Source organism: Amylolactobacillus amylophilus DSM 20533 = JCM 1125 (assembly GCF_001936335.1).
Classification (GTDB): domain Bacteria; phylum Bacillota; class Bacilli; order Lactobacillales; family Lactobacillaceae; genus Amylolactobacillus; species Amylolactobacillus amylophilus.
Map to the genome: position 1 here is coordinate 1422237 of NZ_CP018888.1, position 18464 is coordinate 1440700.

Annotated in this window: 19 protein-coding genes; all 19 read left to right on the top strand. The window is 44.1% G+C overall.

Features of this window, described 5'->3' with window-relative positions:
* Positions 1-12 precede the first annotated feature (12 nt).
* The 19 genes from ftsL (at position 13) to LA20533_RS07585 (ending at position 18450) form a co-directional block, all read left to right on the top strand.
* On the top strand, positions 13-405 hold the full coding sequence (gene ftsL / locus LA20533_RS07495) for a cell division protein FtsL (RefSeq protein WP_056946061.1): 393 nt from the start codon (positions 13-15) through the stop codon (positions 403-405).
* Positions 402-2570: a penicillin-binding transpeptidase domain-containing protein gene (locus tag LA20533_RS07500; RefSeq protein ID WP_056946062.1), complete on the top strand. Its 2169-nt coding sequence runs from the start codon at positions 402-404 to the stop codon at positions 2568-2570. The genes ftsL and LA20533_RS07500 overlap by 4 nt, the downstream gene beginning before the upstream one ends.
* Before the next feature lie 3 nt (positions 2571-2573).
* Entirely contained in the window at positions 2574-3530 is a 957-nt protein-coding gene (mraY, locus tag LA20533_RS07505; protein WP_056946063.1) for a phospho-N-acetylmuramoyl-pentapeptide-transferase, read from the top strand.
* Between the two features lie 27 nt (positions 3531-3557).
* On the top strand, positions 3558-4931 hold the full coding sequence (gene murD, locus LA20533_RS07510; protein ID WP_056946064.1) for a UDP-N-acetylmuramoyl-L-alanine--D-glutamate ligase: 1374 nt from the start codon (positions 3558-3560) through the stop codon (positions 4929-4931).
* Positions 4931-6046 carry an undecaprenyldiphospho-muramoylpentapeptide beta-N-acetylglucosaminyltransferase gene (murG, locus tag LA20533_RS07515; protein WP_056946065.1) on the top strand — a complete coding sequence of 372 codons (1116 nt, stop codon included), beginning with the start codon at positions 4931-4933 and terminating at the stop codon, positions 6044-6046. Before murD ends, murG begins: the two co-directional genes overlap by 1 nt.
* 37 nt (positions 6047-6083) lie before the next feature.
* The gene (locus LA20533_RS07520) at positions 6084-6956 is read left to right on the top strand and encodes a cell division protein FtsQ/DivIB (protein WP_056946066.1); all 873 of its coding nucleotides are present in this window, start codon (positions 6084-6086) and stop codon (positions 6954-6956) included.
* 89 nt (positions 6957-7045) lie between these two features.
* Positions 7046-8446: a cell division protein FtsA gene (gene ftsA / locus LA20533_RS07525; RefSeq protein ID WP_056946067.1), complete on the top strand. Its 1401-nt coding sequence runs from the start codon at positions 7046-7048 to the stop codon at positions 8444-8446.
* A gap of 16 nt (positions 8447-8462) precedes the next feature.
* The gene (gene ftsZ, locus LA20533_RS07530) at positions 8463-9797 is read left to right on the top strand and encodes a cell division protein FtsZ (RefSeq protein WP_056946068.1); all 1335 of its coding nucleotides are present in this window, start codon (positions 8463-8465) and stop codon (positions 9795-9797) included.
* Between the two features lie 35 nt (positions 9798-9832).
* The gene (locus tag LA20533_RS07535) at positions 9833-10252 is read left to right on the top strand and encodes a cell division protein SepF (RefSeq protein ID WP_054745226.1); all 420 of its coding nucleotides are present in this window, start codon (positions 9833-9835) and stop codon (positions 10250-10252) included.
* Positions 10252-10542, top strand: coding sequence for a YggT family protein (locus LA20533_RS07540; RefSeq protein WP_075362823.1), 291 nt, complete (start codon positions 10252-10254; stop codon positions 10540-10542). The genes LA20533_RS07535 and LA20533_RS07540 overlap by 1 nt, the downstream gene beginning before the upstream one ends.
* A gap of 4 nt (positions 10543-10546) precedes the next feature.
* Positions 10547-11347 (top strand): YlmH family RNA-binding protein, encoded by an 801-nt coding sequence (locus LA20533_RS07545; protein WP_056946069.1) that lies wholly within the window; start codon positions 10547-10549, stop codon positions 11345-11347.
* Positions 11348-11351: 4 nt separating this feature from the next.
* Complete coding sequence (locus LA20533_RS07550; RefSeq protein WP_141322539.1) at positions 11352-12086, top strand: DivIVA domain-containing protein; 735 nt, start codon at positions 11352-11354, stop codon at positions 12084-12086.
* A 222-nt stretch (positions 12087-12308) separates the two neighbouring features.
* Positions 12309-15086 (top strand): isoleucine--tRNA ligase, encoded by a 2778-nt coding sequence (gene ileS / locus LA20533_RS07555; protein WP_056946070.1) that lies wholly within the window; start codon positions 12309-12311, stop codon positions 15084-15086.
* A gap of 1 nt (position 15087) precedes the next feature.
* Positions 15088-15303: a cold-shock protein gene (locus tag LA20533_RS07560; RefSeq protein WP_056946071.1), complete on the top strand. Its 216-nt coding sequence runs from the start codon at positions 15088-15090 to the stop codon at positions 15301-15303.
* Between the two features lie 15 nt (positions 15304-15318).
* Positions 15319-15879 carry an NUDIX hydrolase gene (locus LA20533_RS07565; protein WP_056946072.1) on the top strand — a complete coding sequence of 187 codons (561 nt, stop codon included), beginning with the start codon at positions 15319-15321 and terminating at the stop codon, positions 15877-15879.
* Complete coding sequence (locus tag LA20533_RS07570) at positions 15872-16156, top strand: hypothetical protein (protein WP_056946073.1); 285 nt, start codon at positions 15872-15874, stop codon at positions 16154-16156. The genes LA20533_RS07565 and LA20533_RS07570 overlap by 8 nt, the downstream gene beginning before the upstream one ends.
* Positions 16157-16166: 10 nt before the next feature.
* Entirely contained in the window at positions 16167-16865 is a 699-nt protein-coding gene (locus LA20533_RS07575) for a 5'-methylthioadenosine/adenosylhomocysteine nucleosidase (RefSeq protein WP_054745219.1), read from the top strand.
* Between the two features lie 14 nt (positions 16866-16879).
* Positions 16880-18040 (top strand): cysteine desulfurase family protein, encoded by a 1161-nt coding sequence (locus LA20533_RS07580; RefSeq protein WP_056946074.1) that lies wholly within the window; start codon positions 16880-16882, stop codon positions 18038-18040.
* A gap of 68 nt (positions 18041-18108) precedes the next feature.
* Entirely contained in the window at positions 18109-18450 is a 342-nt protein-coding gene (locus tag LA20533_RS07585; RefSeq protein WP_054745215.1) for a hypothetical protein, read from the top strand.
* The last annotated feature ends 14 nt before the right edge of the window (positions 18451-18464 follow it).

Here is an 18464-nt window from a genome sequence, read left to right on the forward strand (position 1 = left end):
GGAGTCAAGATTATGGCCGACAGTACAGCAAGAAAAAACTACCAATTTATGAACGAAGCAATCCCGGAATTTGAACCTAAAAAGGTTCGGGTTCAGGCGCCAAGAAGACAAGTTGTACTAAATCCTAAGCGAGTACCATACTCACGTGTTGAGAAAACATTGCTGACGGTGGGTTGTGTGCTTACTTTTGCGCTGATGTTTGTCCTAGTGACATTCAGTATCGGTGCAACTAATGCGCAGCGACAATTGCAAACGGTTAACACTGCGGTTGTGACCAAGCGAGGTCATAATAGTGATTTAGAACAAGAAAAAGGCGAATTGACAAGTACAGAAAGAATGAATAAAATTGCAAAACAACAGGGTTTGCAATTAATAGAAAGTAACATAAGGACTGTACAGAAATGAACGCCAAAGATAAATTACAAAAAAATAAATCCAAAGCACACAACTATCGCTTCACTGTCGGGCGTTCTTTTCAAGTTGTAGTTGCTTTGGTTTTTCTTGTTTTTGTTGGGCGACTAATCTATATTGGTGTCTCTGACTATGTTAGTGGCGAGAACCTAGCGGAGCGGACTAATCAAAAGTACAGGCAGAACATTGTATTGAAGGCTAAACGTGGTACTATCTATGATCATAACGGCCAAATAATTGCTGAAGACTCCCATGTTTACTCCATTTACGCGGTGCTCGATAAGTCTTATATTGATGCAAAAGAAAAGCCGCTGTACGTGGTCGATAAAGAAAAGACTGCCAAGCAACTAGCAACCGTGTTAGAGCTGGATGAAGCCGCTATTTTGAAGTACCTTTCACCGAAGAAAAAAGCATACCAAGTAGAATTTGGTAACGCCGGGCAGGGATTATCACTCCAGACGAAGAAGAAAATCCAACAGATGAATTTACCGGGTATTTACTTTAGTGAGAACCCCTCAAGACTCTATCCGAACGGTGATTTTTCATCAAACGTGGTTGGCTTGGCTCAAGTTGAGAAGACTAAACAGTCTGGCAGCGATCAGTTAATCGGCACAATGGGCATCGAGAAGTATTTTAACAAGCAACTTTCGGGTACTGACGGCTTGAAGGAAGCGAAGATCGATTCTTACGGTTACGAACTACCGAATGACCAGAAAGTTTTGAAAAGAGCGACGGACGGGCAAGATGTTTATCTGACCATCGATACGAGGCTCCAGAATTATCTGGAAGACTTGTTAAATGAAAGCGTGACAAAGTATGCGCCTAAGGGTGTGACCGCCGTTTTGGCGGAGGCTAAGACTGGCAAAATATTGGCCGCTGCCCAGAGGCCATCGTTCAATCCTCAGACTAAGGTTGGGCTGGAGAGTTCTTGGCGTAACCGGCTGGTTGAAGATAGTTACGAACCGGGTTCTGTCATGAAAGTCCTTACGTTAGCTGCCACGGTTGATAGCGGCCATTACAACCCGAATGAGTTGTATCAGTCAGGTTCGGTCAACGTACTGGGTTCAACTATTCGTGACTGGAATTATTCTGGTTGGGGTTCGATCCCGTTCGCCCAAGCCTTTCCGCGTTCTAGTAATGTCGGGATGTTAAAACTTGAGCAGAAGATGGGCGGTAAAGTGTGGGGTTCATACCTAGATCGCTTCGGTATTACGAAGAAGACCGGCGTGACCTTACCAGGCGAAACTGCTGGTGCCAAGCAATTCAAGTCTGTCTTGGATCAGGCAGTTACCTCATTTGGACAAGGTGTGAATGTCACGGTAATGCAGATGCTCCAGGCCCTCACAGCCATCGCAAATAAGGGGCAGATGATTAAGCCGCAATTTGTAGAAAAGATAACGAATCAAAACGGCAAACAGGTTCAAGGATATCAAGTGCATAAGGTTGGTACACCTGTCGTATCAGAGCAAACTACGAAAACAGTTCTATCAAGCATGCGGGACGTAGTTAATGCAGAATATGGTACCGGACAGGCATACAAAATGGAGGGCCAGGATTTGGCTGTTAAGACGGGAACGGCACAACTAGCTAAACCTAACGGTGGTGGTTACCTCTCAGGCAAAAATAACTACGTCTTTTCCGTTGTAGGACTAGCTCCTGCAAGTAATCCGAAGTACATTCTTTATCTAACGTACAAGCAACCGCAAAAGATGACACAAGCGGCAGAAACTATCATGAGTGAGATTTTTAAACCGCTAATGACGCGTGTCCTGCAAAATTATAGTGCAGGGGGTCTTCAATCAAAGGAGACTCAGTTCAATGTTCCATTAGTGACCAATTTACCGGCTGCACAGGCTGTCAGTGCTACTTCAAAAGCAGGTTTAGTACCCGTACTAATTGGCGATGGTTCAAAGGTCACGAAACAGAGTCAAGCGGCAAACATTAAGGTCAACGCCGGGGAGAAGTTGCTGTTGTATGCCGGTGGTAAGTTAAAGATGCCCGACATGATTGGTTGGTCTAGCGCTGAAGTTAATGCGTTTAATTCATTAACAGGCTTGAAGATTAAACAGTCGGGTAGTGGCTTAGTCACCACACAATCAGTTCCAGAGAATACAGAAATTACAACTGCTTCACAGATTACAGTGCAGCTGAAGGAGTAAAAAATGGGTCAAAGTTTAATTGCGCTAGTAAGTGGTTTTGTGATCACCGTGATGGTGCTACCATTGTTTATCGGCTACCTACGCATGCGAGACGAAGGACAACAGATTAGAGAAGAGGGACCGAAGTGGCACGCGAAGAAGGCGGGCACCCCGACGATGGGTGGTCTAGTATTTTCCATTGCCGCTATCGTATCGGCAACCTGGGTGGCAATTTGGCAGGGAGTGGCCAATAAGACCCTGTTGGTCTTAGTCATCGCATTTGTGGGCTTTGCCCTGATTGGCTTCTTCGATGATGGCATTGGTCTAGTGCTGAAAAGAAATATGGGTTTGCGTGCGTATCAGAAGCTCCTTGCGCAGATAATTATTGCGGTGATTGTCATCTATATTCTGTTCACGGATAAGTTTAGCTTCACGATTGACGTACCTTTCATCGGTTCGGTTGACAATATTTGGTTTTATGCATTATTCACGATTGTCTGGCTGGTTGGCTTCTCAAACGCTGTCAACCTATCCGACGGCATTGACGGACTTGCCGGTGGCTTAGCGATTATCGCATATGGGACATATGGGATTATCGCTTATCAGCAGCATAACATGATAGTGCTGTACTTTACGATGGCGGTGGTTGGTGCGTTGATTGGCTTTTTGATCTTCAACAAAAAACCTGCAAAGATTTTCATGGGTGATGTGGGTTCGCTGGCTCTTGGTGGTGGGATTGCCTTAATCAGTCTTCTGCTAAACCGGCCATGGTCGTTATTGCTCGTCGGAATTGTGTTCGTACTGGAGACGCTGAGCGTGATGCTACAAGTGACCTCGTTCAAGCTGACAGGGAAGAGAATCTTCAAGATGACGCCTGTGCACCACCATTTCGAGATGAGTGGCTTTAGTGAATGGCAAGTTGACCTGCTCTTCTGGTCTGTCGGTTTGGTTGCTGCAATTTTATACCTAGTTATTTTCTAAATTAAAAAGTAAGGTCGATTTGAAGGCATGAAGGAAACTGAGAAGTATCTTAACCAAAAAGTTTTAATTCTGGGTCTGGCTAAGAGTGGCTATGCTGTGGCGAAGTTACTCTTGCGGCTTGGAGCAAGCATCGTGGTCAATGATCAAACAGACTTAAGTGATAATGCACAAGCGCATGAATTAGAAGAACAAGGGGTAAAGGTCGTCTCGGGCTTTCATCCAACCGAATTACTAGATGACAGCTTCTCGTTCATGGTGAAAAATCCCGGAATTTCGTATGACAATGTAATGGTCCAGAGGGCCAAGGAGCTTAATCTACCAATTTTGACCGAGCCTGAGATAGCTGCAGATGTGACAGAAGCGCGGATTGTTGCTATTACGGGGTCAAACGGCAAGACGACCACGACGATGCTTGCAACAGAGATAATCAACAAGGCCCTGCCTAATGGGAGAGCCTACGCAGTGGGAAATATCGGACGCCCTATCGCGGAGCTGGCTTTAGATGTGACTAAAGATGACGTCTTAGTGCTTGAAATTTCCAGTTTCCAATTGCTGGGGACGAGGAACTTTCATCCTGCCGTGGCCGCCATTGTAGATATTTATCCGACCCATCTCGATTATCACAAAACCTTCGAGAATTATATCGCAGCTAAATTACTGATTACGAGCAATCAGACTAACACAGACTACTTCATCGCTAACTTCGATCAAAAGGAGATTTTAGAGAGAGAACTGGCCGATACCAAGGCACATGTGGTTACGTTCTCGATGGAGGACAAGACGGCCGATTATTATGCGGGTGAAACCGCGCTGTACGCGAATGGCGAAGCGCTTTTACCCGTGCAAGAGGTGAAGTTACCGGGGAGACATAATCTCCAAAATGCGCTAGTCGCAAGCGCAATTGGCCAGCTCTTCGGTGCAACAAAGAAGGAAATTGCCGCTGTATTAACTACATTCAGTGGTGTCAAGCATCGAATTCAGTTCGTGACCGAGTTTAACGGTAGAAATATTTATAATGATTCTAAATCTACCAATATAGAGGCGGCCACGGTGGCAATTAACAGCTTCAAGCAACCAGAGGTCCTAATCGCCGGTGGACTTGACCGTGGCTTCACATTTGAACAATTGAAACAGCCGTTGCAACAACACGTTAAGGCGGTGATTCTCTATGGTGAAACTAAATTTTTGCTAGCAGAGACAGCCAAAGATGCGGGTATTAAGGATATTAAGATTGTTGATACGTTAGAGCAAGCAGTGCCACAGGCATATGAGGCTAGCGAGTCTGGCGATGTGATTCTTTTCTCACCCGCCTGTGCTAGTTGGGACCAGTTCCGCACATTTGAGGAACGTGGTGATAAATTTATCGAGTACGTCGACAAATTGATGGAGAGGACAAACTAATGCGAGTAATTTTTTCTGGTGGTGGTACAGGCGGCCACATATATCCAATACTGGCACTGATTAAGTGTATGAAAGAGGAGAATGTCCTGGATGAGGTGCTGTTTGTGGGCACGGAGCGGGGGCTTGAGAGCAAACTCGTCCCTGCGGCAGGAATTGCATTTAAGACACTCAAGGTCCAAGGCTTTAATCGGAAGAAGATTATGACTAATGTGAAGACGGTTGAGCTATTCCGCGAAGCCACGCGCGATGCAAAGCAAATAGTGGCAGATTTTCGCCCGGACGTTGTTGTCGGTACTGGTGGCTACGTCTCGGCCGCTGTGGTTTATGCCGCCACTAAGATGCATGTACCAACGATCATCCACGAGCAGAATTCGGTCGTGGGTCTAGCAAATAAATTCCTTGCCCATTTTGTCGACAAAGTCACCTATGTATTCGATGACGCTGCCAAACAGTTTCCTGAGAAGAAAAAGCTGGTGAAGACTGGTAATCCACGGTCACAAGAGGTGTTAATGCAGCTAACACCAACAGACTTGACTAGGTTTAAGTTGAAAAATGGGTTACCTACTGTTTTAATCTTTGGCGGTTCACGCGGTGCAGAACGCATTAACCAGACAACGTTGGCTGCCATCCCTATGTTAAATCAGAAACCATACCAAGTCATTTTTGCCACAGGTCAATCCTATTATAACGAGGTGAAGACCCAGTTAGCGCACGAGCTAATAAACGAAAATATCTCAATCGTTCCTTATGTTAGTGATATGCCTGCATTGCTGCAGAATATTACGGCAGTGATTGCGCGCTCCGGTGCAACTACAATAGCCGAAGTTACAGCATTGGGCGTGCCGGCCATCCTGATTCCTAGTCCAAACGTCACACATAACCACCAAATGAAAAACGCCCTAGATTTAGAACACGCTGGTGCAGCCGTAGTGATTGCCGAGGATGATCTAAACGTCAACAATTTTGTGAGTTCGATTGACCATATTTTATTGGACAGCGCGTATGCAGATAAGATGTCGCGTGCTTCAAAAGATTTGGCAATCACGGATGCGGGCTCGCGCCTGATCAAAGTGATGCAGGACTTAATTACAAGTAAGCAAAAGATCTCGAAGTGAGACCTCTGAAGATAGTGAAAGAAAGGAGGCGAGGCTAGTGACTAAATCTAATAAGACAGATTCTGAGGGGAAAATTACTACCAAGAAGGATCCGCAAAAGGAGATTACACCATGGCTTAATTATCAGGGTAAGGCACAGAAGAAGAAGGTTCAATCTAAAAAGGTGGGCAAATCCCTCACTAAACTACAACGGACCAGAAGACGCAATATTTTCCTGAAACTAGGATTATTGCTGACAATCTCCGTTCTTGTAGTTGCGGGCCTCGCGTACTATCTTTCCCCGTATTCATTGGTCCAAAAAATTGAGGTGCAAAACAAATCCGATTTAACGGACGCTGAAGTTGTACAAACCTCAGGGATTAATAGTGGGGACCACATTCTGTTTACGTATGTGAGTCAGAACTCAGTTAAACAAAGGTTGACCAAACGCTATCCCTCGATCAAAGATGTCCATCTGGAAATTGAACTACCAACTACTGTGAAACTAAGGTTGGTGCAGCACCGCACCGTAGCATATTTGAAGCAAGGCCTGGTATACCGCAAAATTCTTCAAAATGGCCAGATTGCCACAGAAAATTTACCAGAGACCCAGATTAAGCCACTGCCAGTTTTTATTGGATACGATAAAGCAGATGATTTAACTGCTGACTTGAAGACGTTCAAAAAGATTCCAAAGGATATTAGAAATGGAATCAAATACATTAATGAACGGGTGGCAAAAGATACACAAATGGTTCTGGTAATGAAGGATGGAAATGTGATCCTTGGTGACAAGCGTACGCTGGGTAATAAAATTACACTTTATCCCAAAATTAAAGTTAGTTTAAAGGCGGCCTCGTTAGTTGACTTAGAAATAGGTGCGTTTAGTAAACCACTTTCCGAAAACGACAAAAAAACCTACAACTCTTGATTCTAAGGGCTTACAATGCTTTAAATCTATGTTAAAATTTAAACAAGTACATTATAAGAATAAATCGCACTATATTGGGGGAACAAATATTGGATAACTCAAGTTTAATAGTTGGCCTCGATATCGGCACAACAAATGTTAAGGCAGTCGTGGCGGATGCTTCGTCTGACCAACTGAGAATTATCGGTTCCGCCTCCGTCCCAACAGCGGGGATGGACCATGGTAATATCGTTGATATTGATCAGACTGCAAACGCAATCTCTACCGTTTTGGCAAATGTCGAGGAGAAGACCAATACAAAGATTAATCGAATAGTGACGGGAATTCCCGTCAGCATGCTGCAACTTGAGAATGCCCGTGGTGTTGTCAACGTGAGTGACGTTGCCCGAGAAATTAACGATGAGGACGTGCAACGGGTCACAGCCAATGCACTTAGCGCCGGTGCTCATGACGGACGTGAGGTCATCACTTTTCTACCTCTAAAGTTTCGGGTGGATAATGAGGATAAAATCATTGATCCACGGAAGATGATTGGTATGAGCCTAGAGGTTCGGGGTATCCTACTGACGGCACCAAAAGCAGCCTTACACAACATCAAAAAAGCGATTGAACGTGCCGGCTACGTCAATAATTTCTTCGTGGCAGCACCACTCGCTGTGGCAGAAGTTGCTCTAGACGAGGGTGAACGTAAATTCGGTACTATTCTCCTAGATATCGGTGGTGGCCAGACCACGGCAACGATCATTCGTGATAGTAAAATTACCTATGCCACAGTTGATTTAGAGGCCGGGGACGACTTAACTAGAGACATTTCCACTGTTTTGAATACTTCATTAGCAGAAGCTGAAAAAGTCAAAATTGATTTTGCGGTGGCTGATCCAACTAAGGCTAAGGCCGATAACCAAGTTCCAGTGAGCGTTGTCGGTAAGGAGAGTCCGAGTCAAATCACGGAGGATTACTTAGCTGAAATAGTATATGCAAGGCTCGAACAGATTCTTTCCCGTATTGGTCGGGGCTTAGACAGTCATAATGCGTTTGATTTACCAGGCGGTATTGTAATTACGGGTGGTACATCGGCACTACCAGGTCTTGATCAACTAATCGCCGACACCTATCAAGTTAACGCTCGCGTTTACACGCCTGATCAAATGGGGTTACGTGATGCACGCTACGCGACGGGTTATGGTATTGTGAACTATGCATATAATCTCCACGACATAGATTTCCTAGTTAATAGCGTGGTTAATTCTAATACATTACGAGTCGCACCGAACAGTCAAATAAATAACGAATTAGATAATTCGAAATTTTTCAAAAGACTCCAGCCAAGTAGTGAAAGTAAGACTAAAGAAGATTATAATAGTAACAAAGCCAGAATGAACAATGCTCGGGTACATGAAACAGCCGAGAAGCAGAATAAAGTACCCAATCAACCAAATAAGATAAAGAAAAGACGAGTTAAAGATCTTCTAAAGAAATTCTTTGACTAATGGAGGCAAGTGACATATGGATTTTACTTTTGATTCGCAAGAGACGAACAACGCCATCATCAAAGTAATCGGCGTCGGTGGTGCCGGTGGTAATGCGGTCAATCGAATGATTGACGAAGGTGTACAAGGAGTGCAATTTATCGCCGCTAATACCGATGTCCAGGCACTAGAAAGCTCAAAATCAGAAACCAAAATTCAACTTGGACCAAAGCTCACACGCGGTCTAGGTGCTGGATCGAATCCTGAAATTGGTCAAAATGCTGCTGAGGAAAGCGCTCAATCGATTGAGGATGAACTAAAAGGCGCTGATATGATTTTTATCACCGCTGGAATGGGTGGTGGAACCGGTACTGGAGCTGCCCCGGTTGTGGCACGCATTGCTAAAGAGACTGGTGCACTGACCGTTGGCGTTGTGACCAGACCATTTCTATTTGAGGGTCCTAAGAGAAGCAAAAATGCTGCTGAAGGTATCTCAAATATGAAGCAGTTTGTTGACACTCTAGTGATCATCGCGAATAACCGTTTGCTAGAGATTGTTGATAAGAAGACACCGATGCTTGAGGCATTTAAGGAAGCCGACAACGTACTGCGTCAGGGTGTGCAAGGAATTTCTGATTTGATCACTTCGACTGACTACGTTAACCTGGATTTTGCCGATGTGAAAACCGTCATGGAGAACCAAGGTTCAGCTTTGATGGGTATCGGCTATGCCACAGGAGAGAATAGGACAATTGAAGCAACAAAGAAGGCTATTTCTTCGCCACTACTTGAGGTTTCAATTGATGGAGCTAAACAAGTTCTGTTAAATATCACCGGTGGCCCTGACCTGACTCTCTTTGAAGCACAAGACGCTTCAAATATTGTCAGTCAGGCAGCAGGCGATGATATCAACATCATTTTTGGTACATCAATCAACGCGAACCTGGGTGACGAGGTCGTGGTAACTGTTATTGCAACAGGTATTGATGATGATGCTGAGAAGGCTGCAAGTATGCGAGCTCCTGGTTCTCGGCGGCAACAGACTACGACTAACGTAACATCTGTTCGACCAGTTACTAAACCAGAAGCATCGTTTACTGACCAAGCAAATACGGTAGCACCAAGCGATAAAAATGAACAAGGTACCCCCGAGACAACTAAACCAAAGGAGGTTTTAGTTGATCCAACCTCGGTTTGGGACTTCAAACCAGAGGGTGGTGGCCGCCGCGATGTTGTGGCTGACGTGACTGATGACGATTTGAACACACCTGTTGTTGATGAGAATAGTATTTCTCAAATTGAGACGAGCATTGATGACAATGATGACGATGATTTGCCACCATTCTTCAGACGTCGTCGCAATGAAAACTAGTTAATGGATAGACCGAAAATAAGGAGGAGTTTATCATGGCTTTTGACAAATTAGGTAGATTTTTCGGAATTTCAGATGAAGATAATACTGAAGAGTATGATTATGATATGGGAACAGGCACAGAGGACGAGGCTGGTATCACCCGTGATAATGTGGTTTCGATTAAGGCAGGCAATAACCCAACAAGTAAAATTGTCCTGTTCGAACCACGTGTCTATGCTGATGCAAAAGATGTGGCAACACACCTATTGAATAACCGGGCAATTATCATTAACTTTGCACGGATGGAAGACCAGCAGGCAAAGAGAATCGTGGACTTCATTACAGGTACTGTTTATGCCTTAAATGGTAAGATTCAGCGCGTGGGTGATAAAATATTCTTAGCAACACCACCTAAATTCGAAACGGACGGTAAAATTGCCGAACTCGTTGACCAAAAGGATAATGAATACTAGTGGTTAGTTTACTTCAGCTATTGTATACACTTTTGACCAATTTGATTGACTTATATACCATGCTAATAGTCGTCTATACCTTATTTACTTGGGTACCTGCGTTAATGAACTCGCGAGCGGGAGAGTTATTGGGAAAAGTTGTGAACCCTTACTTGGATTTTTTCGATCGTTATATACCACCGATTGCTGGTATAAGTTTTAGTCCGGTTGTGGCAATTCTTGTACTTTACCTCGTCAATCGGTATGTGCTGTACAACCTATTTTCGTTCATCGCACAACTATTGGTATGAGATAATGAATAAACTACAAGCAAGTAATTTTTACCAACATTTCGCAGATAATGAACGGCCAACGATTGATTATTTCGTTGGCCTTTTTAATCAAGTTATCTACAAGAAAAATAAAATTCTCACCGATTTTTTAAATCCGCGTGAGCAAAGAATTCTGGCCACTATTGTTGGACAACAACTGCAACTTGAATTCTTCGGTGGCTACGAAGGCGCCGAGCGTCAGCGGGCCTTCATCGCCGATTTTTCTGACTATGAAGCAAAGCCGGATTTTGAAATTATTCCGCTAGCAATCGAGTACAATCATAAATTTATTACACTGAAGCATGCCGACATCTATGGTGCACTCAACAACATCGGATTAACGCCTGCGGTTTATGGTGATATCATCCATGACGAGCAAGGCAATTGGCAGTTTTTTGTTCAGCAGCCCAATATGTTGGATGTTAAAACACAGGTGGACCGAATTGGCCGTAATAGTGTGCGGTTGATGGAAATTTCACCAAATCAGATACTAAATCCCGTGGATGAGGGTACGTTAAGTGAAATTTTATTTGGTTCGAGAAGAATGGACAGCGTGATTGCAGCTGTTGCGCGGTTGAGTCGTGCCCAGGCCAAGGAAGCTATAGCATGCGGTGATGTCAAAATTAATTGGCTGGTGGCCACAGATCCAAGTTCAATGCTTAGTGTGTCAGATACCGTCAGTCTCCGATATTACGGCCGTTTTAAATTAATGCAAAAGCTAGGTGAAACAAAAAGAGGAAAACAGCGCTTTTTGATTGAGCAGTGGTTATCAAAGAAAAGGTGATTTTGTGACAGTAACTCCAATAGAAATTCATGATAAAGAATTCAAGAGAAAGATGCATGGGTATGATCAAAAAGATGTCGATACATTTTTGGATGACGTTATAGTATCTTATAGTGACGCACTTGACCGAATTGTGGAGCTAGAGGATACACAAGCAAAGATGCAGGAACAAATAGATGAGTATGATAGTTTAAAGGAAAAGATTAACGAGTCAATTATTATGGCTCAAAAGGCTGCAGACAAAATTCGTGAAGATGCTCGAGCAGAGGCCGACAAGATGTTGGACGAGGCCAACGTTACATATAAAACTGAGCACGAGCTTGCCGAATATACAGCACAACTAGCTGAATTGAAGAAGAGTGTAACTGAACTTCAAGTATATTATGAGCGGTTGAAGGCTAGAGTTGGCAAATTCCGCTCTAAGACACAATCACTACTCAGAGAAGAGGCTAACCATTTGGATGATGAAGGTTGGCAATTATGGTTGGATCGATACTATGATGCTAACGACTTTTATGCGGACAATGGGGACGCTGTGGAGCCTGGCCAGATGCTTAATAATGATTCTGAACGAATTGAGCCACTTGACAGTTCGACCACAAGTGACGTAGAATTCAATCACGAAGTGGTTAATCAGAACGAGCATCCTGTACAAGTTGATCCAACCATGCTAGATGATGGTTTGCCAAATAGCGCCGGCCCTGTAATCGTTTTTCCTGATGACTACAAGAATCACTAATATCTAAATTTAAAGTCAAAGCCTGGCAATAAAAGCGAGTTAATGATGGTGCGAGATTAACGACTGCCAATAGGCTGATCAGCTTTTTGTAGTAATTTAGCGTTATCTACACGATACGTAGAAACTGAGTGGATGAGCAATAAATTTGTTCATCTAATTTAGGTGGTACCACGAGTCTCTCGTCCTATTGTTAGGGCGAGTTTTTTATTAAGGAGAGTTTGGATGAAAATCAAAGAGACATTGAATTTGGGTAAAACTGAATTTCCCATGCGAGGTAATTTGCCCGTTAGAGAGGCTGAATGGGAGCAGTCTTGGGATGAGAATCATGTGTATGAGGAACGCTTGAAGTTAAATGAGGGCAAACCACATTTTGTACTGCATGATGGTCCTCCATTTGCTAATGGTAATATCCACATGGGTCATGCCTTAAACAAGATCAGTAAGGATATCATTGTGCGTTACAAGTCGATGTCTGGCTACTACGCACCATATGTCCCTGGTTGGGACACGCACGGACTACCAATCGAGCAACAACTCGCTAAAAAGGGTGTAAAGCGCAAGGAAATTTCATTGGCTGAATACCGTGAGATGTGCCGGGACTTCGCCATGAATGAAGTCGAGAAACAAAAAAAAGACTTCAAGCGTCTAGGCGTAAGTGGAGATTGGGAGCACCCGTATATCACGCTCCAACCCGAATATGAAGCAGAGGAAATTCGTGTTTTTGGTGAAATGTATCAGAAGGGTTATATCTATAAAGGTAAGAAGCCCGTTTATTGGTCACCATCATCAGAATCGACACTTGCCGAGGCTGAGATTGAATATAAGGATGTCAAATCTGCTTCAATCTACGTTGCATTCAAGGTCGTCGATGGCAAGGGACTGCTAGATCCTGCCGATACTTACTTCGTCATCTGGACGACTACTCCGTGGACAATTCCCTCAAACCGCGGAATTTCAGTTAATCCTGACTTCGAGTATTCGGTTGTGCAGGTGGAAGATAGAAAGTATGTTATCGCTACTGAAAGGCTTCACGTTGTGGCTGAGACACTTGGATGGGAGCACTACGAGACCGTCAAACGGTTAAAGGGAACGGACCTTGAATACATGACCGCAAAACACCCATTCTACGACAGAACCTCACTAGTAATGAACGGCTACCATGTTACTTTAGACGACGGTACTGGCTTAGTTCATACATCGCCTGGTCATGGTGCCGATGACTTTATCGTTGGTCAGAAGTATGATTTACCAATCGATGTGGAAATTGATGAAACTGGTCATTTCAACGAAGATGCACCCGGCTTTACCGGGCTCTTCTATGACGACGCGAACAAAGTTGTCACTAAACGACTTGAAGAGGTTGGCGCCTTACTTAAGCTCTCATTCTTCACGCACAGCTATCCACATGATTGGCGGACGAAAAAGCCCGTAATTTTCCGCGCAACAACCCAATGGTTTGCCTCAATCGACCCATTTAGGCAACAAATCCTTGATCAAATCGACCAAGTTAAGTTTCTGCCAGACTGGGGAAAGACCAGACTTTACAATATGATTCGCGACCGTGGTGACTGGGTAATCTCAAGACAACGTGCTTGGGGTGTGCCACTACCAATCTTTTACGCAGAGGATGGGACACCAATCATCACCGAGGAGACGATTGCACACGTAGCAAATATCTTTGAAAAAGAGGGCTCAAACGCCTGGGTCAAACATAGCGCTCAGGAATTATTACCGGCAGGATTCACGCACCCTGGTTCGCCAAATGGTGAATTCACAAAAGAAAAAGACATCATGGATGTCTGGTTCGATTCGGGTTCATCCCATACGTCTGTCCTCAAACAACGTGGTCTGAGCTTCCCGGCCGATGTCTATCTTGAAGGTTCCGACCAATATCGTGGCTGGTTCAACTCAAGTATTATCACGAGCGTGGCTGTTAACGGTGTTGCACCATACAAGCAGTTGATTTCACAAGGATTTGTGCTCGACGATCAGGGACACAAGATGAGTAAGTCACTTGGCAATATCATTGCACCAAATGACGTTATCAAACAAATGGGTGCCGAGATTATCCGGCTTTGGGTGGCCTCTGTTGATGCCAGTTCAGACGTTGCGGTTTCCATGGATATTCTCCGGCAAGTTTCCGAAAGTTATCGAAAAATCCGGAATACAATGCGCTTCATGTTGGCCAATACCACTGATTTTGAACCAATAAAAAACAAAGTTTCATTTGAGAACCTCCGTTCAGTTGATAAGTATGCAGAGGTGAAATTAAACCAGGTTGTAGCGGCAGCTCTAAAGTCCTACGAAGAGTATAATTTCAATGACGTCTACAAGAAAATTACCGACTTCTTGACTAACGATCTTTCGGCCTTCTACTTAGACTTTGCTAAGGATGTCTTGTACATTGAGGCAAAGGATTCTTTTGAGCGGCGTGCAATGCAGACCGTGATGTACGATATTTTGGTCAAGCTGACCAAACTGTTAACACCGATCCTGCCACACACAACTGAGGAAATCTGGGGCTTCCTGAAGGAGCCGGAAAAGATGGTTCAATTAGCAGAGATGCCAGTTGCAGAACACCTGCAGGATACAGCACCCTTGATGGAGAAGTGGGCAACATTCATGGACTTCAGAGATGATGTCTTGAAATCACTTGAAGTTGCCAGAAACGAGAAAATCATTGGTAAATCATTTGAAGCAAAGCTGACCGTTTACCCTAAGCCAGTTGTCCGCGATTTGCTTGAATCTCTAGATGCCAATTTCCAGCAGATTTTGATTGTATCGCAATTTGAGATTGCATCGACTGAACCAGCAGGTGGGCACGAATATGCCAATGAAACTATTCTGGTTGAGCATGCAGCGGGTGAGGTTTGTCAGAGATGTCGGATGACGACAACTGATGTAGGCAGTAATCCTCAGTTACCAACTCTTTGTGCCCGGTGCGCAAGAATTGTCACCGAGAACTTCCCTGAGGAAGTAGAAAAGGGATTTGAGGGCTAAGATGCGTAAAGGAACCGTACAAGAATTTAATGAAAAACAGGGATTTGGCTTCATTCATGACGAAATCAATGATGCCAATTACTTTGTGTTTTTCACCGCAATCCAAGAGAGTGGCTTTAGAGACCTGAAGCAAGGACAGGATGTATTGTTCCAGCTTGCCATGGGTAAAAAAGGGCTCCAGGCGATTAATGTGGTGCCACAAGCAGTGGCAAATTAGAAGGAATGATTACTAATGAATTTACAAGAACGAGAGTTAAGTCGCGAAACTAAGTTTGTCGGTAAAATTATTAGTGTAGATGTAACGCAAGTTGAACTACCAAATGGTCAAAAAACAGAACGAGAAATTGTAACGCATCCGGGCGCAGTCTGTTGTTTAGCCATCAACGAACAGAATGAGTGCTTGTTAATTAAGCAGTGGCGTTCGCCGCTGAATCGCTTGAGCATTGAGATTCCTGCTGGTAAACTTGATGCCACCGATGAATCGCCACTCAGTGCCATGAAACGTGAATTAAATGAAGAAGCTGGCTACCAGGCGGGATATTTCGAGGAGTTGAATAACTTCTTCTCCTCGCCAGGATTTAGCGATGAAATGCTAACACTCTTCTACTGTGATACGTTGACCGCGGCTAAGACCAAATTAGCAGCCGATGACGATGAATTTCTGGAACAAATGTGGGTTGATTTGGCAACCGCTAAACAGATGGTCGCAGACGGCGAAATTGTTGACTTGAAGACATTGTTTGCGTTAAGTTATTGGGAAACAATGCAGTTACGGAGTGCAACTAATGGTTAAAAGACGTGACGAGAAACTTACTCGCGCACAATATCAGGCAAAAGAAAAAAGACGCCATTTTTGGCGTCCTTTTGCCGTTTCTAAAGTAAAAAAAAAGCGGGCTAATTATGAGAACGAACCCACGATTATTACAATTGGTGATGAACCAGTTACTGATAGTGCAGAACTGAATCGTGAAGAGAAAATAAGATTGATCAAGCGGCGGCTCAATATTGGTATCTTCGTGACGGCCAGCTTGATTGTCGTTGTACTTTTGATTCTCTTCTTAGTTAAGTAAGGAAAAAATAATGAAAATAGCAATAATTATACCAATGGCAGAAGAACGTGAATACTATCTGGAGCATTTTCAGCTTGAGGCGAAGGAACGAATTGGCGCAGTGGAGTTTGAACACTTTACTCACGGCAGCAACGATATTTATCTTGGTCTGAGTGGCATTGGTAAAGTACAGGCTGCAATGGCTTTGACCAGTCTGTTGGCTACCACAAAAATTGATTTGATATTCTTGACTGGTTCTGCCGGTAGCTTACAAGAGAACGTGCGTGTTAATGATTTGGTTGTGGCAGATGCTTTTGCTTACCATGATGTCAATGCTGTGAATGCTGGACCGTACGTTATTGGTCAAATCCCACAAGAACCGGCCATCTATAGTTTGGCTAATGACTACCGCGAGCAATTTGTTTCATTTCTTCATGATGAGCAGATTGCATTCCAAAGTGGCCTGATTGTCACAGGTGATACATTTGTTTCGACTAACGCGCTGAAAGAGGCCATTAAGGCTAACTTTCCAACGGCCTTAGGGGTTGAGATGGAGGGCGCGGCAATGGCCCAGGTTGCCTCCCACTTTGCCGTGCCGTTGATTGGGTTACGAGCAATTAGTGACAATGGTGATGATAATGCAGACTTTGACTTCGATCAATTTGTGCGACGTGTCGGTAAGACGGCAGCACAGACCATCAGCAAGTTTTTAGACACAGATATTCTATAAAAAAGGGCGATAAAATGAAACATCTATATTTTGATAATGCGGCGACGACACCGATGGATCAGACCGTGATTGATTTAATGACGAAGACGATGACCGAGGACTTTGGTAATGCCTCTAGTACGCATTACTTTGGACGTCAAGCTAGAGAAATTGTTGATCACGCACGTCAGATTATTGGTGATTCGATTAATGCTAAGCCGACTGAAATAATTTTTACTAGCGGTGGATCTGAAAGTAACAACGCAGCAATATTTGGCGTGGCCAAGAGCAGTCCGGGTAAACACATCATCACAACTGCGATCGAGCACCCATCGGTCATAAATCCCTTACACGAATTGGAACGGGCCGGTTACGAGGTGACGTACCTGGACGTGAATGAGCACGGCATGATTGATCTGGACCAGTTAAGGGCGACACTTAGGCCAGATACCATCTTGGTCTCGGTGATGGCGGTTAATAACGAGGTCGGCTCGCTCATGCCCCTGAAGGAGATTGGGGAGATTGTCTCGGAAAGTTCTGCGCTCTTTCACGTGGATGATGTCCAAGGATATGGTAATCTTAAATTAGATGTTAAAGACGCACACATCGATTTACTATCAACGAGCGCCCATAAAATCAATGGTCCCAAGTTCCTGGGCTTCTTGTACGTTAATCAGGAGGTGCAGCTACCAAAGCTGATCTTCGGCGGCGAGCAAGAGAGAAAGAAACGAGCAGGAACGGAGAACGTACCAGCAATTGCCGGTTTTGGCCAAGCTGTTGCCGAAATTGAGGCACAGGATCCTAGAAAGATGCAGGCAAAATATCGTTCGTTTCAAGATCGGATATTGGCTGATTTGACTGAAAATGACGTTGACTTTGCGGTGAACGGTGGCGTTGATGATGAGCATTCGGCCCACGTACTGAATTTGTGGATCAAGGGCGTCTCAACCTATGTGTTGCAGACCAACCTTGATTTAGCCGGAATTGCTGTCTCTGGTGGCTCTGCATGTACCGCCGGTTCACTTGAGCCATCGCATGTTTTGACCGCAATGTTTGGCGCAGACTCACCCCGTGTGAGCGAGTCGATTCGGATTAGTTTCGGCCGGATGAATACGCTGGCTGAGGTACAGGAATTGAGTATGCAGCTTGTTAATCTTTGTGTACGTCTCCAACATAAAGTTACGAACAAAAAATAAGTACAAAAAATAAGTAAAATCACAAAACTATGTTACAATGGTTTGTGTTGATTTGTTGGGAGTAGAAAATGACAAAATCTAAACCAGTTTCAATCAACGGTGACACACGTAAGTTTGCCATCAGTGACGAAATCAAGAGATACTCGATGATTGATTTGGGGTTCAAGGAAACGAATAATAAGAACTTTTTGTATGACCATCCGCTTTATAATGAATCGCCGTACAATGCGACCATGAAGTTTAAGGTAACCGTTAATGCAGAGATGAATCATCTAACCATGGTGATTACGGATAAGACCGGGCTGCAGAAAGTGAATATTTTCAAGAACGAGAACCTTAAACCGGCACGAGAACTTCTAGAATACATGTTACGCGACTTGATGGAAAAGCAAGTCATCGAAGAAGTATAGAAAGGTTTTTTGCG

What these genes read in the sequence shown, in the direction of transcription:
- ftsL (WP_056946061.1), top strand. Translation starts at nt 13, where the DNA reads ATGGCCGACAGTACAGCAAGAAAAAACTACCAATTTATGAACGAAGCA.
- LA20533_RS07500 (WP_056946062.1), top strand. Translation starts at nt 402, where the DNA reads ATGAACGCCAAAGATAAATTACAAAAAAATAAATCCAAAGCACACAAC.
- mraY (WP_056946063.1), top strand. Translation starts at nt 2,574, where the DNA reads ATGGGTCAAAGTTTAATTGCGCTAGTAAGTGGTTTTGTGATCACCGTG.
- murD (WP_056946064.1), top strand. Translation starts at nt 3,558, where the DNA reads ATGAAGGAAACTGAGAAGTATCTTAACCAAAAAGTTTTAATTCTGGGT.
- murG (WP_056946065.1), top strand. Translation starts at nt 4,931, where the DNA reads ATGCGAGTAATTTTTTCTGGTGGTGGTACAGGCGGCCACATATATCCA.
- ftsZ (WP_056946068.1), top strand. Translation starts at nt 8,463, where the DNA reads ATGGATTTTACTTTTGATTCGCAAGAGACGAACAACGCCATCATCAAA.
- LA20533_RS07535 (WP_054745226.1), top strand. Translation starts at nt 9,833, where the DNA reads ATGGCTTTTGACAAATTAGGTAGATTTTTCGGAATTTCAGATGAAGAT.
- LA20533_RS07545 (WP_056946069.1), top strand. Translation starts at nt 10,547, where the DNA reads ATGAATAAACTACAAGCAAGTAATTTTTACCAACATTTCGCAGATAAT.
- ileS (WP_056946070.1), top strand. Translation starts at nt 12,309, where the DNA reads ATGAAAATCAAAGAGACATTGAATTTGGGTAAAACTGAATTTCCCATG.
- LA20533_RS07560 (WP_056946071.1), top strand. Translation starts at nt 15,088, where the DNA reads ATGCGTAAAGGAACCGTACAAGAATTTAATGAAAAACAGGGATTTGGC.
- LA20533_RS07565 (WP_056946072.1), top strand. Translation starts at nt 15,319, where the DNA reads ATGAATTTACAAGAACGAGAGTTAAGTCGCGAAACTAAGTTTGTCGGT.
- LA20533_RS07570 (WP_056946073.1), top strand. Translation starts at nt 15,872, where the DNA reads ATGGTTAAAAGACGTGACGAGAAACTTACTCGCGCACAATATCAGGCA.
- LA20533_RS07575 (WP_054745219.1), top strand. Translation starts at nt 16,167, where the DNA reads ATGAAAATAGCAATAATTATACCAATGGCAGAAGAACGTGAATACTAT.
- LA20533_RS07580 (WP_056946074.1), top strand. Translation starts at nt 16,880, where the DNA reads ATGAAACATCTATATTTTGATAATGCGGCGACGACACCGATGGATCAG.
- LA20533_RS07585 (WP_054745215.1), top strand. Translation starts at nt 18,109, where the DNA reads ATGACAAAATCTAAACCAGTTTCAATCAACGGTGACACACGTAAGTTT.